We start from the raw sequence: 22,572 nt of genomic DNA, 5'->3' as shown, positions 1-22,572 counted from the left end.
CCTTCGCTCGCAAGACCGAAGGGCTTTATAGGTTTTACCCTCGCCAGATAACTAATAAAATCAGTACCGGACAAATGAACTTGACGTACCAGGGCCATATTTTCCAGAACAGGCTCTTATCAATATTGGGGGAACCTTGTTTTAGCGCTTTTAACAAATGATTTTGGCGTAACACCCAAGTCAGCATGATACCGAATACAAGAGCCATTATTGGTTGCATATAGACCGTGCTGAAGGTAATAACCGCACCGAAGAGTAGTTCAAAATTATAAATAATGACCGTTGAAATACTGGTTACGACCAGTGCAATGATCCACACGCCACTACTGCGGTCACAGTTCGCTTCTTCCCGCAGCGCATTGACGGGCGCCTCTAGCATAGAGATTGACGAAGTAATGGCTGCAATCACCATGAGTAGAAAAAATCCAAAGGAAACAAATAAACCCGCGTAGCCCAGCGCATCAAACATTGCTGGTAATACGGTAAAAACGAGAGTGTCTGCAGATAATAGGGTACCGTCTTCTGCATAAATCGTAACGCCATTCGATTGTGCAACAAACATGGCGGGTAGAATCAATAATCCGGCTAAAAAGGCAACACTGGTATCAATGCCCGCTACCCAGGCTGCTGTTTTTGGAATGTTTTCAGAGTTCGAAAGGTATGCCCCGTAGGTCATCATGACACAAACGCCCAGTGACAGAGAGAAGAAAGCCTGCCCCATAGCGCGAATAATGAGGTTTGGATCCGTTATGGTTGAGAAGTCTGGTAACAAGTACATCTTCAGGCCTTCCATAGCGCCGTCCTGCGTCAGAATATAGGCAGACATACCAATCAGCAGAATAAATAACAAAGGCATTAATCGCCGGGACCAACGCTCGATACCGTTATTGACTCCTGAGCGCACCACATAAATTGTCAACAGCATGAAAAATACCATGGTTGCCATGTTTCTGGAGACGGAAAACTCAGTAAACCAAGCGGCTGTTTCAGGTAAACCAACGAGTACCATCAATGGCGCAAGCATATAAGATAAAAGCCAGCCAGATACAATGGCATAGAAGCTTAGGATTAGGCTAAGTACTATCAGCCCGATAACTCCCGTTATTGCACCTGAGCCCCTTAGAAAAGGTTTGTCGGATAAGTTGCGCAGAGCCTCTATGGGGTTTTGGCGTCGTATCCGGCCAATGGTGATTTCCGCCACCAGCATAGGATAAGCCAATAACACAATCATTATAAGGTAAACGAGCAGGAATGCGCCGCCTCCATTACTGGCAGCCTGTGTAGGAAAGCCCCAAATATTTCCAACGCCTACCGCTGAACCGGCGGCGGCTAAAATAAAACCCAGTCGGGTTGCGAACGCGGGTGATGAATTTGCCATGTCTTTTTTCTTATTATTATTTGAGCAGCGTCAAATTATGGCGGAGTTAACTCGCCACGTAAATTCTTCTGTAACAACTTTTGCATTTTGCTCTGATCTAAGTTCTGTGACAATAAATAGTGTAGCTTTGTGAGAGCCGCTTCTATGGTCATGTCAGCACCTGAAACGATACCTATTTCAGCCAGAGCATTCCCTGTCGCATAACCATCCATATTAACTCGCCCACGGAAGCATTGAGTGCAATTAAGAATGGTAATCCCCTGATCAATTCCAGTTTTCAAGCTTGCCAGTAGCGCATCATCTTGTGGGGCATTACCCACTCCGTAACTTTGCAAAATCATGGCTTTTACCGGCTGCTGTAACTGATTTTTTATAATATCAGCTGAAATCCCTGGATATAGCATGACAACCCCAATGGGCTGAGGCGTCATCTCAATCACTTTTAACGAATGAGTTGAGGGCTCAGAGAGTTCTCCCGCATTTAATTGAATTTGAATTCCAGCCTCAAGTAAGGACGGGTAGTTGGGTGAAGCAAACGCATTAAACCCGTTAGCGTCGGCTTTGGTAGAGCGGTTTCCACGATAAAGCGTGTTATTAAAAAATAAACCAACTTCTGGAATAGGGTAGTTCGCTGCAACATATAATGAGTTAAGTAAGTTTGTTTGACCATCGGAACGTAAAGCCGCTAACGGTATTTGAGACCCAGTAACAATGACGGGTTTACTCAGGTTTTGTAGCATGAATGACAATGCCGATGCGGTGTATGCCATGGTGTCAGTACCGTGCAAAATGACAAACCCGTCATAATCGGCGTAGTTTCGTTCAATGTCTCGAGCAATAGTCACCCAGTCAGAAGGTGCCATATTGGAGGAATCCATTAATGGAGAGTATTCATTAATGGTAAACTCCGGCATCTCATCACGAAAGAATTCAGGCATGTTTTCAACGCACCGGCTCAGGTGTCCCGCAACCGGAACATAACCCTGAGCTGATTTTTTCATACCTATGGTGCCCCCCGTGTAGGCGACATAAATCTTTTTACGCGGCAAAGTTCACTCCTGTGCTCTACGAAATAACCGCGATAATTCTATCGCGGTTGAGGGCAGAGTGCACAATAAGAGTAAACATTTTTAGGGTCATCAAAGTTCTGCAGAACCGCAGTTTCAGATTTCACCTTATTCAAGGTACCCATTAACCAGTGCTGTGAACTGAGATCCGGCGTTGGCAGGTAATCTGAACTGCTGTTAAATAAATCAGCTAAAAACTTTTCTTTTGAAGACAGCTCTTGCTTAACAATAGTTACATCATAATCGTCAATGGCCGCAAGTTCAGCCGCAAGCGTAATGGAGTCATCGTAATCACCTAATTGGTCAACCAGGCCAAACTCCATTGCTTGCTTTCCTGTCCATATGCGACCTTGAGCAACTTCGTGAACATCATCGCGAGACATATTACGTGCGTTACTAACAATGGTTAAAAAGTTTTCGTAAGTGGTCTCAACAGAGCGCTGTATGAGTGTTTTTTGATAATCGGTCATTTCCTCAAGAGGATTCAATGCCGATATCTCGGTGGTACTCACGGTGTCACTATGAATTCCAATAGCCGCGAAACTGTCTTCCAACGTCATTAGCAGACCAAAAACACCGATTGAACCCGTAATTGTTGTTGGTGCTGCAACAATTTTGTCTGCGTCGGCCGCAATCCAGTAACCACCAGAAGCTGCTACTGAGCTCATTGATGCAATGACCGGAATGCCCGCTTCTTTCGCCTGTAAAATTTCTTGTCGAATAATTTCTGACGCAAAAGCACTGCCGCCGGGGCTGTCAATGCGAAGTACAATGGCTTTGGTTTGCTCGTCATTACGCGCATCACGAATAAGCTTGGCGGTGCTGTCCCCGCCAATCATACCAGCTTTTTGTGAACCATTAACGATTTGACCTCGAGCCATGATAACGGCAATTTGATCACGATCTTTCGGCTCCAAACTCTCAGGAACAGCCTTTTCAGAAGCTAAGTAATTGTCAAACGTAATATGACGGAACGTGTCTTCCTCTTCGTCGTGCCCGGCCAGGTTTATCAGTTCATTACGAACTTCTGTCCGTGTACGCAGGGCATCAACTAAGTTCGTTTCTAATGCCATCTTAGCCATATCACCATCGGCATTATTAAATGCTGACATATAATCATCTATTTTACCGCTGGTGACTAACGGATTAATGTTTCGAGCTGCGGTAACATCTGCATGGAAAGTTTCCCACAATGCAGAATATAAGAACTGGTTGGCTTCGCGGGCTTCATCTGACATGTCGTTGCGGATAAAAGGTTCAACAGCCGCTTTAAATTTACCAACCTTGAATACATGAGGCTGAACTTTGAGTTTGTCGAGCAACTCTTTGAAGTAAACCTGAGTATAGTCAAGCCCTTCAAAAACCACGGCGCCCATTGGGTTCAGGTAAAGCTGGTCGGCGTGAGCTGCCAGGTAATACTGGTGCTGCATATAATAGTCAGCATTGCTGATAATTGGCTTTCCAGAGGTACGGAAGTCATTTAATGCATCTGCAACTGCGCGTAGCTTATTCAAACCACTGGGGTACAAGTTTTGTAGGTTCAGATAAAGCGCACCGATGCGTTCGTCAGTTTTAGCTTTCTCAATTGAGTCAATAACATCAGATAAAAGTACTTCAGGAACTTCATCTCCATTGCCCATTGCTTCATTGAGAAATTTGTTGAAAGGATCAACCCAGGTTTTTTCTTCAACTAACATTCCGTTTGGATTAAGAACCATAATTCCATTTTCAGGAACTTCGATAGGATCTTCTCCCTGCATCAAGCTAGCAATAAAAATCGCTAAAATAATGAAAAATATAAGGTTCAAGATGAACTTACGAGTACCGTTGATTATTTTCCACAAATAACTGAAGATTGACCCGACTGAACGCATAGTTAATTCTCACTTGCTAATTTAAATTGGTCTTAGCATATCGAATGTCTGGGCGACAGACCAGTCAGAGAATGTAACGAAGCGTTACACATTGAATAAGGTTGATGTATGAAAGCCGAAGAATTATTAACAACTCGCTCCTCTATGCCGCGTTTAAACGAGCCGGGACCTACACAAGAACAGTTAGAACTGATACAGGCTGCTGCCGTAAGAGCGCCTGATCACATGGGGCTAACGCCTTATCAGTTTATTCAATTTCAAGGCAAAGAAAGGCAGCTTCTGGCCGACATTTACCAGCAAGCAGCTCAACTTAGTGGCTTTTCTGAAACGGTCGTGGAACAAGCAGGGCAATTACCTTTTCGTGCACCTTTAGTGATTGTTTCCTGTTTACGCTTCCAGGAACATCAAAAAGTCCCGCGTGATGAACAACTTTGTACGGTTGCCTGTGCGACTCATGGCATGCAACAGGCTGCTTTTTCTCAAGGCATTGGGGCAATTTGGCGTACGGGATGGATGGCTGAGGACGAATTTATCAAGGAACAGCTAGGATTATCAGTAGACGATGCCATTGTTGGCTTTCTGTACGTAGGGACACCTGCGGTCCCTACGCCGATAAAACCACAAAAAGATCCATCACCGTTTTTTATGGACGCTAACGACTTAGTGCTGGATTAAAACTCAGCACTTTTCGGAGCCCGTGGGAATGGGATAACGTCGCGAATATTTTGTACGCCAGTGACATAAGCCACTAAACGTTCAAAGCCCAGACCAAAACCGGCGTGAGGAACGGTACCGTAACGACGTAAGTCGCGGTAAAAGCCATACTCTTCTTTTGGCAGGTTCATTTCTTCAATACGCTGGTCAAGAATGTCTAAGCGTTCCTCACGGGCTGAACCACCAATGATTTCGCCAATACCCGGCGCCAAAACGTCCATGGCGGCAACCGTTTTACCATCTTCATTCTGACGCATGTAAAACGCTTTGATGTCACGCGGGTAGTTTTTCAGAATAATCGGCGCCCCGACATGCTCCTCGGCTAAATAACGTTCGTGCTCTGATTGTAGATCCACTCCCCATTCAACCGGATACTCAAACTTTTTGTCGCAACTCTTCAGAATCTCGATAGCGTCGGTGTAATCCATGTGCACGAAGTCATTATTAACAATAGCCTCTAAACGGCTAATAGCATCTGAGTTAATGCGCTCAGCAAAGAATGTCATGTCGTCCGGGCGTTCTTCAAGCACGGCTTTAAAGACATATTTCAACATGGCTTCAGCTAAGCCGGCAACATCATCTAAAGTAGCAAATGCCAGCTCCGGCTCTACCATCCAGAACTCAGACAAGTGACGGCTGGTGTTTGAGTTTTCGGCGCGGAATGTCGGCCCAAAGGTGTAGACCTTTGACAGAGAGCAGGCGTAAGACTCAACGTTCAGCTGTCCGGAAACGGTTAAAAAAGCTTCTTTACCGAAAAAGTCTTCAGAATAATCGACCTCACCTTTGTCCGTTTTCGGAATGTTTAGCATATCCAGCGTTGAAACACGGAACATTTCGCCTGCGCCTTCGCAATCGGATGTTGTAATAATGGGTGTACTCACCCACAAATAACCTTCCTCATGGAAGAAGCGGTGAATAGCCTGGGATAAGGCATTACGTACACGCATTACGGCGCCGGTAATGTTCGTGCGAGGGCGCAGGTGAGCGTATTCGCGTAAATATTCCATACTATGACGCTTAGGCGACATCGGGTAGGTGTCAGGATCTTCAACCCAGCCATACACGTGAACTTTGGTTGCCTGAAGTTCAAATGACTGACCTTTGCCCTGAGAAGGAACAACAACACCGGTAATAGCAACAGAACAACCAGTCGTCAGCTTCTGCACTTCATTACTGTAATTGGGAAGTTCAGCCGGAACCACGGCCTGAATGGCATCAAAGCATGAGCCATCGTGCAAGTTAATAAATGAAATACCGGCTTTTGAGTCACGGCGAGTGCGGACCCAGCCCCGGACTGTGACGGTTTCATCGACAGCGATTTTTCCTGCCAGAACATCCACTACAGAAGCATACGACATGAGTTGGTTTTCTCCGAAATTTACACTATTTTGCTATAGAAAGGTTGCTATGTTACCTCGGTTTGGCGCAGACTCAAGTATAACCCCTGAGAACAGAGAGAAAAATTATGAAAAGGGGATCCTTAACGGATTTAAAGCGGGTACCATTTTGGTCTCGAGTTCTGGGATGGTTGTCTATTTTTGGCTGGCTGATCTTTGTGATTGCGGCCACTGTTTTCAATTATGCGAAACCTGAACGAAATACCATTCTGACCGAAATTTTTGGGATTTCGGTACGTGACTACTGGCACCTCACTTTAGGCGACTTATTTGTCATACTTTTAATTATCGGGTTGTTTGTTAGCCTGGTTAGTTTTGTTCTTAATTATGTCCTGTTCCGCCAGCACAAGCAGCATTTATGGATTAATATTATGATATTAATCATGAGTTGCCTGGGTGGCTTATCGCTTTATTTCTTTGGTTTCTAAACCGTTCCATTGTCCTGATTTTCAACATAGTCTTTCATTGCATAAGTCAGCTGGCTAAGCTCTTCTGCACTAATGATGTAAGGCGGCATAATATAAAGTAAACGCCCGAAAGGCCGGATCCAGACACCCAGTTCAATAAACCGTTTTTGTGCACTGGCTACGTCAATTGGCTGATTCATTTCCAGTACGCCAATAGCCCCAAAGACTCGTGCGTCTTTTACCGAACTGTATTTTGCTAAAGGAAGAAGTTCTTTCTTTAACTGTCTTTCTATGTCGTTGACCTGTTGCTGCCAATTGCCTTCAGCAATAATGGCCAGCGACTCTGTAGCGACCGCGCACGCTAAGGGGTTCCCCATGAACGTAGGGCCATGCATCAAGGCACCGCCACCAGGGCCTTCCCCTATGGTTTCTGCCACTTTTTTCGTGGTTAGCGTTGCTGCCAACGTCATATAACCACCAGTGAGCGCTTTACCCAAACAAAGAATGTCAGGCGTAACTTCCGCATGCTCACACGCAAATAACTTGCCAGTACGGCCAAAGCCTGTGGCAATCTCGTCTGCAATGAGCAGTACATCATAGTCATCGCAAAGTTTACGTATTAATCGCAAGTATTCCGGGTGATAAAAACGCATGCCGCCGGCACCCTGAACAATGGGTTCAAGTATCACCGCCGCAAGCTCTTTATGAAACTGTTCAAACCACAGTTTGAGCTGCTGGCCTGCGCTGTCTGTCCATTCGTCATCAGGACTTAATGCTGGCGCATCAGCAAAAAGCTGTGAGTTAATCGCTTTATTAAACAAGTGATGCATACCGTTGACAGGGTCACAAACCGACATCGCTTTAAAGGTGTCACCATGGTACCCGCCTTTTACTGTTAGTAGACGGTGTTTTTCCGAGCGCTCTTGAGCCAACCAAAACTGCAGCGCCATTTTTATGGCAACTTCTACGCTCACCGATCCGGAGTCAGCAATGAATACCCGCTCCAGTGGTGCAGGGGTCAAATCAAGCAGGCGTCTGGCAAGATCGATGGCGGGCTGATGGGTGATTCCACCAAACATGACATGGCTCATTTTATCAATTTGGCTGTGTGCCACTGCGTCTAAGCGTGGGTTACGGTAGCCGTGAATGACAGCCCACCAGGAAGACATTCCATCAATTACCTTAATTCCTTCCTCTAAAATGAGCGTGCAACCTTCTGCAGACTCGACTTTATAGGCGGGTAGCGGGTTCAGCATAGAAGTGTAGGGGTGCCAAATATGCTGGCGATCAAATTCAATATCGCTTTTGGTCATAAAATAATCTATTGTAAAGTATGGAATGCAAAGTATATTGACAGTGTATCGAGCTGAATTATTCTAGTCGACCATAATTTGCCAAACCTATGAGATTCATCATGTCACAAGTCCGCAATGACTGGACCATTGAAGAGGTTCAGGAACTGTTACAAAAGCCGCTAAATGACTTAGTTTTTGAAGCGCAAACCGTGCATCGTCAGCACTTTAATCCGAACGAAGTTCAGGTTAGTACCTTGCTGTCGATTAAAACCGGAGCCTGCCCTGAAGACTGCAAGTATTGTCCGCAAAGCGCTCATTATCATACGGGCCTGGAGCGCGAGCGTTTAATGGCTGTAGAAAGTGTCCTGGCAGAAGCTCAGGCGGCAAAAGAAAAGGGCGCTAGCCGCTTTTGTATGGGCGCCGCATGGCGTAATCCAAAAGATCGCGATATGCCTTACGTTATTGAAATGATAAAAGGCGTTAAAGCATTGGGCTTAGAAAGCTGTATGACTCTTGGCATGCTAAGCAATGAGCAGGCAAAAATGCTAGAGCAGGCAGGTCTTGATTATTATAATCATAATCTCGATACGTCACCGGAATTTTATGGCGATATTATTACGACCCGAACTTATCAGGATCGCCTGAATACACTGAATAATGTTCGTGATGCCGGTATGAAAGTCTGCGCAGGCGGTATTGTGGGTATGGGTGAGAGTGTCACCGATCGCGCCTCTTTATTAGTTCAATTAGCTAATTTGCCTAAGCATCCTGAAAGTGTCCCTATTAACATGCTGGTAAAAGTGGAAGGAACACCTTTCGCTAAGCTAGAAGACATGGATAATTTTGAGTTTGTACGAACGGTTGCTGTTGCACGTATTCTAATGCCGGCCTCACATGTTCGTTTGTCGGCTGGTCGTGAAGATATGAGTGATGAAATGCAGGCGTTATGCTTTTTAGCCGGTGCTAATTCAATCTTTTATGGTGAAAAACTGCTGACGACAGCGAATCCTGAGGCTGATGCTGATTTACGTTTGTTCGAGCGCCTTGGAATAACGCCGGAACAACGCGATGGTTATGATGATGACGTTCATACGGCGGTTATTGAAGACGCTATTAAAGAACGGCAGAATCCTGTTCGATATTACGACGCATCCTAGTAAAAAGTGGAGAAGACCGTGTCGGGGTATCAACAGCAGCTTGAAGAGCGAAAGGGGTCTTCGCTTTTTCGTAAACGAAAAATACGGAGCTGTGATACCCAATGGCAGCTGGATTTCAGTACCAATGATTACCTCGGCCTAAGCCAGCACTCGGGTATAAAGCGAGCTTTTAAGCAGGCTGTTGATATCTGGGGGGTTGGCAGTACTGGGTCTCCGTTACTCAGTGGTTATAGTGGCATTCACCAAGAGCTCGAAGAATTGTTGGCAGACTGGCTGGGTAAACCCAGAGCTTTGCTGTTTAATTCGGGCTTTGCAGCAAATCACGGTGTGCTGACAACGCTGCTTGATAAACAACAAAGACTTTTTGCAGACAAACTGGTTCATGCCTCAATTATTGATGGTATGCAGCATGGCGAAGCCCGGTTTAAGCGATACCCTCATAATCAACCATTGCCTATAGTCAGCAAAGCAATTGCCGGCGACTGGCTGGTGACTGAAGGCGTTTTTAGTATGGATGGCGATGCCTGTGATTTAAACCAGTTGGCATGTTTAAAGCAGGAACACATGATAAAAATCATGCTGGATGATGCTCATGGAATAGGCGCCTACGGCACCGAAGGAAAAGGGTCGTTAACTCATGCATCGTCTGTTGCTGATGTGGTAACCGGGACGTTCGGTAAGGCCCTGGGCGTTGGTGGAGCATTTGTCTGTGCCGGTGATGATGAGGTTGAAAGTTTGATTCAATTTTGTCGCGATTATATTTACTCCACTGCGATGCCGCCGGCACAGGCAGCGGCAATAAAAGCTTCGGTAGAAATTGTGCGCAGTTCAGAAGGCGATGAACGTCGTGGCAGACTCAATGAGCGTATTCAGTATTTCCGTGATGAGCTTAAACAGCGCGATTTAAAAACGATTGATTCAGGTTCTGCGATACAAACCTGGTTGTTCGATTCTGATGAAGACGCGTTGAATATGGCAACACAGTTGCAGACTCATGGTTACCTGTGCAGCGTTATTCGCCCGCCAACTGTGCCGTGGGGAAGCTCTCGTATTCGGTTTAGTTTAACGTCAGAAATGCCACTATCGGAACTCAGCACGTTTTGGGATACGGTCGATAGAGTTCGTAGCCGATTATGAAACCCATGAATTTTCAACCAGCCGTTGCGCGGCAATTTAATAAAGCAGCCAAACACTATCACCAGCACGCGGATATTCAGCGGCTGACGGCGAGTAAACTATTAAGTATCGGTCCGGATTACGCATCTAATGCGCTAGATGTTGGTTGTGGTCCTGCATCAACGACCGCAGATATCTTAACCCGGGCGGATAACTACCTTGGTGTTGATATAGCACAGGCTATGCTATCAAAAGCCGTAGAGGATTATCCGCAACTCACCTGGCTTAATGGTGAGTGGGAAGCACTGCCTATTGCTGATAACACCGTTGATTGGATATTTGCTAATTTATCCATGCAATGGGTACATGATTTAGAGCGCGCAATGAGCGAGGCTTACCGAGTTTTAAAGCCTGGTGGTGTCGTTACTGTTAATACCGTTGTTGAGGGGACTTTCAGTTCATTTATAAAAAGCTGGAATGCAGTCGATGATCTGCAACATACACAAGCTTTCCAAACAGCCGATGGAGTTCAAAAGGAAGTCACCGCACTTAATTGGCAGTCCGCAGATTTTTCTTTAGATCAACACACTCAGCACTTTTCTAACGTTCGTGATCTTATGGTCAGCATTAAAGGGGTTGGTGCGAATTATGTCAGACGAACGGAGCATGCGGGATTGATGACTCACCGTCGTTTGCAGCAGCTGGAAAGCGCATTCGAACGTTATCGAACAATGAAAGGATTGCCACTCGAGTGGTCAATTCTTAATATCAAATTAATCAAGTAGTATTGAGTTTAAGTTTATATGAATACCTATTTTATTACGGGAACGGATACTGATGCAGGTAAAACGGTTGCTGCCTGTGCTTTTGTTCAGCATCTGGTTAAGTCCAGGCAGAAAGTCGCCGTGATGAAGCCTGTTGCTTCCGGATGCCAGCGACAGAATGGGCAACTGGTGAACGATGACGCGCTGAATTTAATGCACCAGAGCAATACCAGTTTTGATTACGACAAGGTCAATCCGTACACGTTTGAAGCGGCAATAGCGCCACATATTGCGGCTGCAGATAACGATACTGTCATAGAGAAAGATAAGTTAGTGGCGTCAGTTGAGTGGTTTGGCGATCAGCAGATAGACAGTCTGGTGATAGAAGGAGCAGGGGGATGGCAATTACCTCTGGCACCAGGATTGTGCATGCCGGAGGTTGTCAAAGCTATTAATGCCCAAGTGATTTTGGTGGTTGGATTAAAACTGGGGTGTCTGAATCACGCCTTACTTAGCCTCCAGTCAATACGACAGGAAGGTTGTGAGGTTATCGGATGGATAGCAGTACAGACGGAGCCGGAACCGATGCCAAGACAAGATGAGAACCTCGCTTCATTACGCGAATTGCTCAACACTCAGGAGCTTGCTCATATACCTTATGTACCGGACTGGTCGGCAAAAGATTTGAGCATTTATTTCCACAAACACGATTGAAATTTAAGGAACTAACCCCACATAGTTTATCAGGTTAAGTTCCCCCTGGAGTACGAGCAATGAAGAGAATTTTGCTGTTTTTAGCCACTAACCTGGCCATTCTGCTGGTGGTTAGTGTGGTGTTTAATGTTGTGATTGCAGCAACCGGCATTGATGCCCAAGGGTCCGTCGGATTGTTAGTCTTCTGTGCGTTGTTTGGTTTTGGTGGTGCTTTTGTCTCGCTTTGGATATCACGCTGGATGGCATTACGTTCAACCGGTGCCCGAGTGATAGAACAACCCCAGAATCAGTCTGAAGAATGGCTACTTCGCATGGTGCAGCAGCAGACGAAAAAAGCTGGAATCCCTATGCCTCAAGTTGCGGTTTACCAGTCACCGGAACCTAATGCGTTTGCTACGGGGCGTAGTAAAAACGCGTCTTTAATTGCGGTTAGCACCGGCTTATTGCAAAACATGAATGCCGACGAGGTTGAAGCCGTTTTGGCGCACGAAGTAAGCCATATCGCTAACGGCGACATGGTGACGCTGACGTTAATTCAGGGCGTGATCAATACTTTTGTGATGTTTTTTGCACGAATTATTGCCAGCGCATTAATGCGTGGTGGAAATCAACGCGGTGGGGGTTTTGCTTATTACGGCGTTGTGATGTTGCTTGAAGTTGTATTCGGGGTCTTAGCCAGTACCATTGTTATGTGGTTCTCGCGTCAGCGTGAGTTCAGAGCTGACGCTGGTTCTGCAGACTTAGTCGGAAAGCAAAAGATGATTGCCGCTTTACGTCGCTTGCAGCAAGGTAAAGAGTCACAACTTGACGGTACGATGTTGGCGTTTGGCATTAGCGGCAAACGCTCAACAATGTCGAAATTGTTTATGAGTCACCCGCCTTTGGATGAGCGCATTCATGCTCTCGAGCAACGGCGTTAGTCGTTGCTTTTCAAGGGATACAGCGGTACATTCTTAGTTCTTACTCACCGATAAAACGGATAAATTTTTGTTATGGCCCAGTGGAGTGCGCGCAGTTGGCGCGATAAGCCAATAGAACAACAACCGAAGTATTCAGATCCGTCGCAGTTGCAGGCTGTAGAACAGCAGCTGAGTCAGTTCCCGCCACTGGTGTTCGCAGAAGAGATACGAGCGTTAAGAAACCAGTTAAAGAATGTCTGTGTTGGAGAGGGGTTCCTGCTGCAGGGCGGTGATTGCGCTGAATCCTTTAGTGACTTCAATGCACCAAAAATTCGTGACACTTTTAAAGTCATCCTGCAGATGGCCATTGTCATGACGTTTGCAGGCTCCTGCCCGGTAACTAAAGTTGCACGCATGGCAGGGCAATATGCCAAGCCGCGTTCCAGTGACTTTGAAACCATTGGTGACCTGAGTCTGCCTAGCTATCGTGGTGACATCATTAATGGTTCAGAGTTTGATGAAATGGCTCGTCAGCCTGATCCTGAGCGTATGATTAAAGCTTATCATCACTCCGCAGCGACCCTGAATTTACTGCGGGCCTTCGCTCAAGGGGGGCTGGCTAACTTACACAAAGTTCATAAGTGGAATCTGAGTTTTCTGGCATCAAATCCGCTAAAAGAGCGCTACCAGCAAATCGCTGAAGAAATACAGTCTGCTCTGCGCTTTATGGAAGTACTGGGAATTAACGCAGATAACAATGCAACCATTCATGAGACGTCTCTGTTCACCTCTCATGAGGCGTTGTTATTGCCTTACGAGCAAGCGCTGACACGCACAGACACCTTAACCGGGCTTCCGTACGACTGCTCTGCACACATGGTCTGGATTGGAGAGCGCACGCGCAAACTGGATCAGGCTCATGTTGAGTTTATGCGTGGTATTCACAACCCAATAGGGGTAAAAGTAGGCCCGAACATGCCACCGGATGAACTGATCGCGCTACTTGATATGTTGAACCCTGATAACGAACCGGGTCGTTTAACGCTGATTACCCGTATGGGCGCCGATAATCTTGCGAATAAATTGCCCGAATTAGTACGTCGTGTAAAACAGGAAGGTCGCAATGTGGTCTGGTCGAGTGATCCTATGCACGGCAATACCATTAAAGCCGATAACGGCTTGAAAACTCGCAATTTTGATGCCATACATAAGGAATTAAGACACTTCTTTGCTATTCATCAGGCGGAAGGTACTTATCCCGGTGGTATTCATTTAGAAATGACCGGGGAAGATGTTACGGAATGCACCGGTGGCGCTTACCGTATCAGTGAAGCGGATTTATCCAGTCGTTACCGCACGCAATGCGATCCACGACTGAACGCTGATCAAGTGTTAGAATTGGCGTTTTTAGTCGCCGAGTCATTAAAAGCAGCCCGCAACGGTGAGGGTTGATAGTCTCTTTTAACCGATTATTTAAGAGGTATGGTGTTGTATGTCGCAACAGGTAGAAGTGTTATTTGAAAACTTGTGGCAAGATTATTTATCACGTACACCTTCAGCAAAGAAGGTTCATAAAATTTTAGGCGAAGGGTATCCGATCGTTAATGATCATGTTGCGTTTCGTACGTTTGATATCAGCCCGGTAGGCTTAGAAGTATTGGCACAGCACTTTCTGGATTTGGGATACAAAGAAGGTGGAGATTACCATTTTGAAGCGAAGAAACTTCGTGCAAAGCACTTTGAGCATGAAGATCCTGAGCTGCCCAAGGTTTTCATCAGCGAATTAATGACAGCTGAGTTTTCAGATGAGCTGCAAAGCAAGGTCAAAGACATGGTGGCTCAGGTGTCAGCTGAAGACACCAGAAAGTCGGACTTCTTGTACTCAGGCACACACTGGAAAGTCAGCCACGCTGACTACCAGGCCTTGCTAGAAGAGAGCGAGTACGCGGCCTGGATGGCGGCATTTGGTTATTGTGCCAACCACTTTACGGTTAGCGTGAATCAGTTGCCGGGTTATGAGTCACTTGAGCAAGTAAACCAGAAGTTGAAAGATAATGGGTTCAAACTGAATGCTTCTGGTGGTGAAATCAAAGGCTCTCCTGAAGTTTTCCTGGAGCAATCATCCACTATGGCGGATCACCATCCTGTCGAGTTTTCTGATAAGACGGCGGAAATTCCCAGTTGCTTTTATGAGTTTGCTAAACGCTATGAGATTGAAGATGGCAAGCTGTATACCGGCTTTGTCGCGGCGTCAGCGGACAAAATTTTTGAAAGCACCAACGCGAAATAAGTTTTTGCTCTAAAACGCTTAAAGCGGCATTAATAGCGATGCCGCTCTAAGTTTGTCTTAGCCAGAATTTTTGCTGCAATTTCTTCCACAGAATAGTGTGTTGAATTGATAAAAGGTATGGCTTCTCGACTGTAAAGTCGTTCTACTTCTGCAAGTTCAAATCGGCACTGAGCCATTGAGGCGTACTGACTGCCTTCACGACGTTGACTTCTTATTTCATGCAACCGTTGCGAAGAAAGAGTTAAGCCAAATAGCTTATGACGATGCAATTTCAGTTCTTTGGGCAGTTGTAACCGCTCAAAATCATCATCGTCCGTCAGTGGGTAGTTAGCAACTTTAATCCCATACTGCATGGCAAGGTATAGGCTGGTTGGGGTTTTCCCCGTGCGAGATACACCAATTAAGATCAGGTCGGCTTTATCCAGTTGATTTAAGCGCTTGCCGTCATCGTTATCGAGAGCGTAGTTAATTGCATCTATTCTGAAGTTATAATTTTTATGAACACCATGAGTACGATGTGTCTTGGGCTCAGCTTTTACTCCCAGCTCTTTCGCTACCGGAGCCACGAAGTGGTCTAAAAAGTCATAACAGATCCCGCCACAGTCAGTAATTTTTGCTTTTAGCTTCTCGTTAACGAAAGTATGGAAGATTAAAGGCGGTTCACCACTCTCTGAAAGCGCTTTTTTTATTGTTTTACACACTTCATTGGCTTTTTCCGGGTCATCGATAAAGGGCAATGTTTTGTGCTCAAAAGTGACCGGGAACATTGATAAGAGCGCGTGACCAAAGGCCTCGGCGGTTAAAGCAGTACCGTCAGAAATGTAAAATGCGTAGCGCACAGGCGGATCTCTTTTTAAGCGATTGTAGGTTCGATATTAACTTGTTGGGCTGCAGCGTGTAAAATAGATGCTACTTCCATGCCGAAAAAATCAATTAAGGATTGTGACGTGCAAGAATACGTAGTTTGGTACCAAGACCTGGGAATGCAGGACGTTAATCGAGTGGGTGGAAAAAATGCCTCACTGGGTGAAATGATCAGTAACTTATCCGGAGCAGGGGTTGAAGTTCCAGGTGGTTTTGCGACAACAGCAGATGCTTATAACCAGTTTCTGGAGCAAAGTGGCTTAAACGATCGTATTCACGATTTGCTCGACACGCTTGATGTTGAAGACGTGCAGGCCTTAACTCAGGCGGGAAAAAAAATTCGTCAATGGATTATCGATACACCGTTTCAGCCGGAATTTGAAGCGGCTATTAAAGACACTTTTGCTGAGCTAAGTGAGAATAACGACGAATTTAGCTTTGCGGTACGCAGTTCAGCTACAGCAGAAGATATGCCGGATGCTTCTTTCGCCGGTCAGCAGGAAACTTTCCTTAACGTACGTGGTTTAAACAGTGTTATGGAAGCGATTAAACACGTATTTGCTTCATTATTTAACGACCGCGCTATTTCCTATCGTGTCCATCAGGGCTACGACCACCGCGGCGTTGCGCTGTCAGCTGGTATCCAACGAATGGTGCGTAGTGATATTGCCTCTTCTGGGGTTATGTTTAGTATTGACACAGAGTCAGGCTTTGATGATGTGGTTTTCATTACCTCATCTTACGGCCTTGGTGAGATGGTCGTGCAAGGCGCAGTTAACCCAGACGAATTCTACGTACATAAACCAACATTAGAAGCAGGCCGTCCTTCAGTTCTGCGCAGAACGTTGGGTAGTAAAAAAATTCAGATGATTTTCTCTGACGACAGAGAACATGGAAAACAGACACTAATTGAAGACATTGATTCGTCTAAAAGCCTGACGTTTTCGGTAACGGACGAAGAAGTTGAAACATTGGCCAAACAGGCTGTGGTTATTGAAAAGCATTATGGCCGCCCAATGGATATTGAATGGGCAAAAGATGGCGTCGACGGCAAGCTGTATATTGTTCAGGCACGCCCGGAAACAGTGCAATCAAACCAAAAAGGGCAGGCTATTGAGCGTTTTGCGTTAAAAGCCAAAAGTGATGTTGTCTGCACTGGTCGTGCTATTGGCCAGCGTATTGGCCGTGGTGTTGCTCGTGTGCTGAATGATATCAGCGAAATGGACAAAGTTCAGCCAGGCGACGTATTGGTAACCGATATGACCGACCCTGACTGGGAACCGATTATGAAGCGTGCAGCCGCTATAGTGACTAACCGTGGCGGACGTACCTGCCATGCGGCCATTATTGCCCGTGAGTTAGGTATTCCGGCTGTGGTTGGCTGTGGTGACGCAACTGATCATATCAGTAACGGTCAGGCGGTTACGGTTTCTTGTGCCGAAGGCGATACCGGTTATATCTACCAGGGTGAACTGGACTTTGATATTACCGAGTCACAAATTGACGCCATGCCGGATTTACCACTGAAAATTATGATGAATGTGGGTAACCCGGACAGAGCTTTCGACTTCGCCAGCTTGCCACATGCTGGTATTGGCCTGGCTCGTCTGGAGTTTATTATTAACCGGATGATAGGCGTTCACCCGAAAGCTTTATTAAATTACGACCAACAAAGCGATGAGCTGAAACAGACAATTGATAGCATGATGGCCGGTTACAGCAGCCCTCGCGAATATTATGTAGCGCGTTTAGCTGAAGGCATATCTACATTAGGTGCCGCATTCTCGCCTGAACGAGTCATTGTTCGTATGTCTGACTTTAAGTCGAACGAATACGCAAACCTTATTGGCGGAAAGCAATACGAACCAGGCGAAGAAAACCCAATGCTTGGTTTCCGTGGTGCTTCACGTTATATCTCTGAAGAATTCCGTGACTGCTTTGCACTAGAGTGTGAAGCAATTAAACGCGTTCGTAACGATATGGGTCTGACTAATATCGAAATCATGATCCCGTTTGTCAGAACGCTGGAAGAAGGGCGCAGGGTCATCGAGCTTCTGGCCGAGCAGGGGCTGGTTCAAGGCGAAAATGGTTTACGCGTTATTATGATGTGTGAACTGCCTTCTAACGCTCTGCTGGCAGATGAATTCCTCGACATCTTCGACGGTTTCTCTATTGGCTCTAACGACTTAACCCAGTTAACTTTGGGTCTGGATCGTGATTCTGGCGTTATTGCTCATTTATTTGATGAGCGTAACGAGGCAGTCAAAAAGCTGTTGGCAATGGCCATTCAAACCGCGAAGAAACGTGGTAAGTACGTTGGTATTTGTGGTCAGGGGCCTTCGGACCATCCTGATTTTGCTGCCTGGCTGGTGGATCAGGGGATTGATTCAGTATCGCTGAACCCGGACACCGTTATTGAGACTTGGATGTACCTGGCGGAAAACCTATAAGTATGACTGTATTACCTGAGATTGCTGCTGAGAATGCGTTACCAGATGATTACCTGCACTTTATTGAGCAGGTAAGAAGCTCAGAGTTTGCAGGCGAAATTGATGTGAGTTATTCGGGCCGCTTGATCGCGGCTACGGACAACAGCGTCTATCAAAATTTGCCTCAGGCAGTTTTGTACCCACATCATCATGATGACCTCGTGCTATTAATGAAGCTAGCCGGACAGGAGAGTAACAGTAGCGTGCAGTTCTCTCCACGAGGCGGTGGTACTGGTACTAACGGGCAATCTTTAACTTCGGGCATTGTGGTGGATTTAAGTCGCCACATGAATAGGGTACTTGAAGTTAACCCGGAAGAAGGTTGGGTGAAGGTTCAGGCGGGGGTGGTCAAAGATCAACTCAACGATATTTTGCGACCCCATGGTTACTTCTTTTCGCCAGATCTCTCCACCAGTAACCGCGCGACACTGGGGGGGATGATCAATACCGATGCGTCAGGTCAGGGCTCATTGGTTTATGGCAAAACCAGCGATCATATTCTGGGGCTAAAGACAGTTTTACTAGATGGTATTGTGCTGGACAGCGGACCTGTCTCTTTAGAGCAAGCAGAGACTATAGCCCGTCAGGATAATCGAACGGGCCGAATTTATCGCCAGGTCATTGATACCTGTGTTGGTGAAGAAAAAAGCATTCGAGAAAAGTTTCCACCACTGAATCGTTTTCTAACCGGCTACGATTTAAAGCACGCGTATGACGCAAAACAGCAGAAGGTTGACGTGTCACGCATCATAGCGGGCTCTGAGGGTACTTTAGGCTTTGTCAGTGAAGCTAGGCTAAATATTACACCTATTCCAAAACACCGTGTTTTGGTTAACGTCAAATACTCAAATTTTCAGGCGGCTTTAGAAAACTCTCCTTTCCTGGTTGATGCTGAGGCAACGTCAGTCGAGACGGTTGACAGTACTGTTTTAAGTCTGGCGCGCAAAGACATCATCTGGAAGTCGGTTGAACCGTTGCTTTCCGATGTTGAAGGTCAGCGTATGGACGGTATTAACATGGTTGAGTTTACCGGACTGAGTCAGGAGGAAATTGACGAAAAGGTTGGTTCTTTGACCAAGCGTCTGGATAAACTGATTAAGAGTAAAGACAACAAGGGCGTCATTGGTTATCAAATTTGTGATGACCTGCCGAGTATACAGCTCATCTATGCCATGCGTAAGAAATCCGTTGGCTTATTAGGCGCCACAAAAGGTCGCCGTAAGCCTGTTGCCTTTGCAGAAGATACCGCTGTGCCACCAGAGAAGCTGGCTGATTTTATTAATGAATTCAGAGCTCTGTTGGATGCAAAAGGGTTGCACTACGGAATGTTTGGACACGCGGACGCCGGTGTCTTGCACGTGCGTCCTGCCTTAGATATGTGCGAGCCGGAAGATGAAATTCTGCTTAGGGAGATTAGTGATCAGGTCGCTGAGTTAACCCAGAAATACGGCGGGCTAATGTGGGGCGAGCACGGAAAAGGTTATCGCTCAGAATACGCGCCGGCTTTTTTCGGAGAACACCTTTATACCGAATTGCAGAAAATTAAAGCCAGTTTTGATCCTTATAATCAATTGAACCCGGGTAAAATTTGTACGCCTCTGAATACTGACGCACAGTTAATTTCTGTTGATGCGGTAAAACGTGGCTTTTTTGATCGGCAAATTCCGGTAGCGACCCGAGATAGTTACAGTAATGCGATGAATTGTAACGGTAATGGTTTATGTTTTAATTACGACCCGCAATCCGCTATGTGTCCCTCCTATAAAGTGACACGTGACCGTCGCTATTCTCCTAAAGGTCGGGCAGGGCTTCTGCGCGAATGGTTACGCCTGACTCATAATGCAGGCTACGATGCTACTCAACGCCCTGAATCGGTAAGCTTTTTGAAACGCCAATTAAATCGACTTACAGCACCGAACGATTTCAGTCACGAAGTAAAACAATCGATGGATAAATGTCTGGCGTGCAAAGCCTGTACGAATCAGTGTCCGGTTAACGTCGATGTTCCAACATTTCGTGCACGTTTTTACGATCATTATTACAGCAAATACGCTCGTCCATTAAAGGACTACTTAGTAAAAGGCATAGAAAAAACGGCGCCTGTTGCAAGTAAGTTCCCTGTTCTGAGTAATTTACTGATTAATAACCCTTTAAGCCGGCTTGTACTTAAATACGGCGTAGGTTATGTCGACACTCCTTTATTTTCGGCACCAAACCTAAGAACAGCCTGGAAACGCAATGGTCTTGCTGAGTTAACAACAGAACAAACTCTGAGTTTAACCGAGAACGAGCTTAGAAAGATCGTTGTGATTGCCCAAGACCCTTTTACGACATTCTACGACGCTGATTTTGTATTAAAGTTAGGTTTACTTATTAAGAAGCTAGGCTTTACACCGGTTCTACTGCCCTTTTTAGGGCATGGTAAGGCGCAGCACGTAAAAGGCTTTATTAATGACTTCGACAAAACTGCGGCTAAAGTCACTGAGCAATTAAAGCCGCTTTCAGATGCGGGGATCCCATTAATTGGGCCGGACAGTTCTACGGCGTTGATATTTAGAGATGAATACCAAAAATCAAACGAAGGTCAATTGCCTGAAGTTGATGTGATGACTGTTGTAGAGTGGCTCAGCACATTAGACTTTGGTGAAGTTAGCTCAGGCAGTACCAGCCACTATGGATTGTTATTACACTGCACTGAACAAAGTTTCGTTCCGGAGTCTGCGCGACAGTGGCAAGCCTTATTTACTCAACTGGGGTTAACGCTGGATATCGTTAACGTTGGTTGCTGTGGTATGGCGGGAACTTTTGGTCACGAAAAGCAAAACCAGGATGACAGTCTGGGTCTTTATGAAATGGGATGGGAGCAGGCTGTTCAGCAATACGGCAGCAGCGGTGTGCTTGTTACCGGTTTCTCATGCCGGTCTCAGATAAAGCGGATAGAAAAAAAGCGGGTGAGACACCCGCTTGAAATTCTTTTACAAAGCCTGAGTTAAATCAGGCTTTTACTGCTTACCTTTGGCAATGATTTCGCGTGCCATTTGGTCAGCGACGGTTCCGGTAGGACGATCTTCATCGTTTGCACGAGCAAAAAGCTGATCCAGCGTATCGTATATGCCACGAACGCGTTTATCGGTCTCTTCTAAGCTCATATTAGCGGCTTCTGAACACACATGAATAACACCGCCGGCATTAATCACATAGTCAGGTGCATAAAGGATTCCCATATCTTTTACCGCTTGATCATGCTTCGGGTTAGCTAACTGGTTATTGGCACTTCCGGCAATGATTTTAACTTTCAGTTGCTTTAGAGTTTCGTCATTGATGGTTGCACCCAGCGCACATGGCGCATAGACGTCAGCATCAACACCGTAGATTTCATCCAAACCTACAGCCTTGGCACCAAGTTCTTTAACTGCTTTCTCGACCGCGTCGTCGTTAATGTCGGTAACGATAAGCTCAGCACCATCTTCTGCACAGTATTTAGCAAAATCATAGCCCACAGAACCAAGACCCTGAACCGCTATTTTTACACCTTTAAGATCTTCACTGCCTAACTTGTGCTTTGCCGCAGCTTTAAGACCCAGGTAAGTACCCAGTGCCGTGTGTGGTGAAGGATCGCCTGCTTTATCAGCAGTTCCGGCAACATGACTGGTTTCTTTCGCAACCATATCGATGTCTTCGGTGCGAATGTTCACGTCTTCAGCGGTAATATAACGACCGCTTAAAGACTCAATAAAACGACCATAAGCGCGGAAAAGCTCTTCGCTTTTGATTTTCTTTGCGTCGCCGATGATAACGGCTTTGCCGCCACCTAAAGGCAGGCCTGCCATCGCACTTTTATAGGTCATACCGCGGGACAAACGCAGTACATCCGTCAACGCTTCTGCTGATGATGCGTAGTTCCACAAACGGGTACCACCAAGGCTTGGACCTAACGTTGTATTATGAATTGCAATAATGGCTTTAAGGCCTGATTCTTGATCATGACAAAAGACAACTTGCTCGTGATGATCGAATTCGGGATGCTCGTATAGAGACATGAATTTCAATTCCTCATTGCTTCAAAAATTGCGCGAACATTACCATTTAGATAAGGCTCGCGCTACTTTATGGAGTGAATAAATTAGGCTATTCAAACGGGCGTTTA

The 22,572-nt window shown here is 45.9% G+C and carries 18 protein-coding genes; 11 read left to right on the top strand and 7 right to left on the bottom strand.

The window, feature by feature from the left end:
* Window positions 1–34: 34 nt before the first annotated feature.
* The 3 genes from CWI78_RS00915 to sppA are packed head-to-tail and all read right to left on the bottom strand — an operon-like array spanning window position 35 to window position 4,319.
* Complete coding sequence (locus tag CWI78_RS00915; protein WP_126779355.1) at window positions 35–1,378, bottom strand: sodium-dependent transporter; 1,344 nt, start codon at window positions 1,376–1,378, stop codon at window positions 35–37.
* 35 nt (window positions 1,379–1,413) lie between these two features.
* A complete protein-coding gene (gene ansA / locus CWI78_RS00910) occupies window positions 1,414–2,427 on the bottom strand; it encodes an asparaginase (protein WP_126779353.1) in 1,014 nt (337 codons plus the stop codon).
* 38 nt (window positions 2,428–2,465) lie between these two features.
* Window positions 2,466–4,319, bottom strand: coding sequence for a signal peptide peptidase SppA (gene sppA, locus CWI78_RS00905; RefSeq protein WP_126779351.1), 1,854 nt, complete (start codon window positions 4,317–4,319; stop codon window positions 2,466–2,468).
* A 108-nt stretch (window positions 4,320–4,427) separates the two neighbouring features.
* On the opposite strand from sppA, the gene CWI78_RS00900 reads away from it, so the two are divergent.
* A complete protein-coding gene (locus CWI78_RS00900) occupies window positions 4,428–4,994 on the top strand; it encodes a nitroreductase family protein (RefSeq protein WP_126779349.1) in 567 nt (188 codons plus the stop codon).
* Here CWI78_RS00900 and asnS read toward each other — a convergent pair.
* Entirely contained in the window at window positions 4,991–6,391 is a 1,401-nt protein-coding gene (asnS, locus tag CWI78_RS00895) for an asparagine--tRNA ligase (RefSeq protein WP_126779347.1), read from the bottom strand. The two genes, CWI78_RS00900 and asnS, sit on opposite strands and share 4 nt — an antisense overlap.
* A gap of 107 nt (window positions 6,392–6,498) precedes the next feature.
* Between asnS and CWI78_RS00890 the strand changes: the two genes are divergently transcribed.
* On the top strand, window positions 6,499–6,858 hold the full coding sequence (locus CWI78_RS00890; RefSeq protein WP_126779345.1) for a hypothetical protein: 360 nt from the start codon (window positions 6,499–6,501) through the stop codon (window positions 6,856–6,858).
* On the opposite strand, the gene bioA is transcribed toward CWI78_RS00890, so the two are convergent.
* Window positions 6,855–8,150 carry an adenosylmethionine--8-amino-7-oxononanoate transaminase gene (gene bioA / locus CWI78_RS00885; protein WP_126779343.1) on the bottom strand — a complete coding sequence of 432 codons (1,296 nt, stop codon included), beginning with the start codon at window positions 8,148–8,150 and terminating at the stop codon, window positions 6,855–6,857. The two genes, CWI78_RS00890 and bioA, sit on opposite strands and share 4 nt — an antisense overlap.
* Before the next feature lie 101 nt (window positions 8,151–8,251).
* Between bioA and bioB the strand changes: the two genes are divergently transcribed.
* The 7 genes from bioB (at window position 8,252) to CWI78_RS00850 (ending at window position 15,072) form a co-directional block, all read left to right on the top strand.
* On the top strand, window positions 8,252–9,289 hold the full coding sequence (gene bioB, locus CWI78_RS00880) for a biotin synthase BioB (protein ID WP_126779341.1): 1,038 nt from the start codon (window positions 8,252–8,254) through the stop codon (window positions 9,287–9,289).
* 18 nt (window positions 9,290–9,307) lie between these two features.
* The gene (locus CWI78_RS00875) at window positions 9,308–10,426 is read left to right on the top strand and encodes an aminotransferase class I/II-fold pyridoxal phosphate-dependent enzyme (protein WP_126779340.1); all 1,119 of its coding nucleotides are present in this window, start codon (window positions 9,308–9,310) and stop codon (window positions 10,424–10,426) included.
* Between the two features lie 5 nt (window positions 10,427–10,431).
* The gene (locus CWI78_RS00870; RefSeq protein WP_244213043.1) at window positions 10,432–11,190 is read left to right on the top strand and encodes a methyltransferase domain-containing protein; all 759 of its coding nucleotides are present in this window, start codon (window positions 10,432–10,434) and stop codon (window positions 11,188–11,190) included.
* A gap of 18 nt (window positions 11,191–11,208) precedes the next feature.
* Complete coding sequence (bioD, locus tag CWI78_RS00865; RefSeq protein WP_126779336.1) at window positions 11,209–11,883, top strand: dethiobiotin synthase; 675 nt, start codon at window positions 11,209–11,211, stop codon at window positions 11,881–11,883.
* A 59-nt stretch (window positions 11,884–11,942) separates the two neighbouring features.
* Window positions 11,943–12,803, top strand: coding sequence for a protease HtpX (htpX, locus tag CWI78_RS00860; protein ID WP_126779334.1), 861 nt, complete (start codon window positions 11,943–11,945; stop codon window positions 12,801–12,803).
* A 72-nt stretch (window positions 12,804–12,875) separates the two neighbouring features.
* Entirely contained in the window at window positions 12,876–14,234 is a 1,359-nt protein-coding gene (locus tag CWI78_RS00855) for a class II 3-deoxy-7-phosphoheptulonate synthase (protein WP_126779332.1), read from the top strand.
* Between the two features lie 40 nt (window positions 14,235–14,274).
* Window positions 14,275–15,072 (top strand): DUF1338 domain-containing protein, encoded by a 798-nt coding sequence (locus CWI78_RS00850; RefSeq protein WP_126779330.1) that lies wholly within the window; start codon window positions 14,275–14,277, stop codon window positions 15,070–15,072.
* 29 nt (window positions 15,073–15,101) lie between these two features.
* On the opposite strand, the gene ppsR is transcribed toward CWI78_RS00850, so the two are convergent.
* Complete coding sequence (ppsR, locus tag CWI78_RS00845) at window positions 15,102–15,911, bottom strand: posphoenolpyruvate synthetase regulatory kinase/phosphorylase PpsR (RefSeq protein WP_126779329.1); 810 nt, start codon at window positions 15,909–15,911, stop codon at window positions 15,102–15,104.
* A gap of 108 nt (window positions 15,912–16,019) precedes the next feature.
* On the opposite strand from ppsR, the gene ppsA reads away from it, so the two are divergent.
* Both ppsA and ydiJ read left to right on the top strand, forming a co-directional pair.
* Window positions 16,020–18,386, top strand: coding sequence for a phosphoenolpyruvate synthase (gene ppsA / locus CWI78_RS00840; protein WP_126779327.1), 2,367 nt, complete (start codon window positions 16,020–16,022; stop codon window positions 18,384–18,386).
* Between the two features lie 2 nt (window positions 18,387–18,388).
* Complete coding sequence (gene ydiJ, locus CWI78_RS00835) at window positions 18,389–21,418, top strand: D-2-hydroxyglutarate dehydrogenase YdiJ (protein WP_126779325.1); 3,030 nt, start codon at window positions 18,389–18,391, stop codon at window positions 21,416–21,418.
* A gap of 9 nt (window positions 21,419–21,427) precedes the next feature.
* Here ydiJ and CWI78_RS00830 read toward each other — a convergent pair whose 3' ends face one another.
* Complete coding sequence (locus tag CWI78_RS00830) at window positions 21,428–22,465, bottom strand: Glu/Leu/Phe/Val dehydrogenase dimerization domain-containing protein (RefSeq protein WP_126779323.1); 1,038 nt, start codon at window positions 22,463–22,465, stop codon at window positions 21,428–21,430.
* Window positions 22,466–22,572 lie beyond the last annotated feature (107 nt).

The sequence above is a fragment of the Idiomarina ramblicola genome (assembly GCF_003987255.1).
GTDB lineage: Bacteria > Pseudomonadota > Gammaproteobacteria > Enterobacterales > Alteromonadaceae > Idiomarina > Idiomarina ramblicola.
The sequence above is the reverse complement of the archived record's forward strand: the minus strand, read 5'-3'. Positions and strand labels throughout refer to the sequence as shown.

Coding starts and splice junctions, on each gene's coding strand:
- CWI78_RS00870 (WP_244213043.1), top strand. CDS start 10,432: ATGAATTTTCAACCAGCCGTTGCGCGGCAATTTAATAAAGCAGCCAAA.
- htpX (WP_126779334.1), top strand. CDS start 11,943: ATGAAGAGAATTTTGCTGTTTTTAGCCACTAACCTGGCCATTCTGCTG.
- CWI78_RS00855 (WP_126779332.1), top strand. CDS start 12,876: ATGGCCCAGTGGAGTGCGCGCAGTTGGCGCGATAAGCCAATAGAACAA.
- bioB (WP_126779341.1), top strand. CDS start 8,252: ATGTCACAAGTCCGCAATGACTGGACCATTGAAGAGGTTCAGGAACTG.
- CWI78_RS00915 (WP_126779355.1), bottom strand. CDS start 1,378: ATGGCAAATTCATCACCCGCGTTCGCAACCCGACTGGGTTTTATTTTA.
- CWI78_RS00850 (WP_126779330.1), top strand. CDS start 14,275: ATGTCGCAACAGGTAGAAGTGTTATTTGAAAACTTGTGGCAAGATTAT.
- CWI78_RS00900 (WP_126779349.1), top strand. CDS start 4,428: ATGAAAGCCGAAGAATTATTAACAACTCGCTCCTCTATGCCGCGTTTA.
- bioA (WP_126779343.1), bottom strand. CDS start 8,150: ATGACCAAAAGCGATATTGAATTTGATCGCCAGCATATTTGGCACCCC.
- CWI78_RS00890 (WP_126779345.1), top strand. CDS start 6,499: ATGAAAAGGGGATCCTTAACGGATTTAAAGCGGGTACCATTTTGGTCT.
- asnS (WP_126779347.1), bottom strand. CDS start 6,391: ATGTCGTATGCTTCTGTAGTGGATGTTCTGGCAGGAAAAATCGCTGTC.
- CWI78_RS00830 (WP_126779323.1), bottom strand. CDS start 22,465: ATGTCTCTATACGAGCATCCCGAATTCGATCATCACGAGCAAGTTGTC.
- bioD (WP_126779336.1), top strand. CDS start 11,209: ATGAATACCTATTTTATTACGGGAACGGATACTGATGCAGGTAAAACG.
- sppA (WP_126779351.1), bottom strand. CDS start 4,319: ATGCGTTCAGTCGGGTCAATCTTCAGTTATTTGTGGAAAATAATCAAC.
- ydiJ (WP_126779325.1), top strand. CDS start 18,389: ATGACTGTATTACCTGAGATTGCTGCTGAGAATGCGTTACCAGATGAT.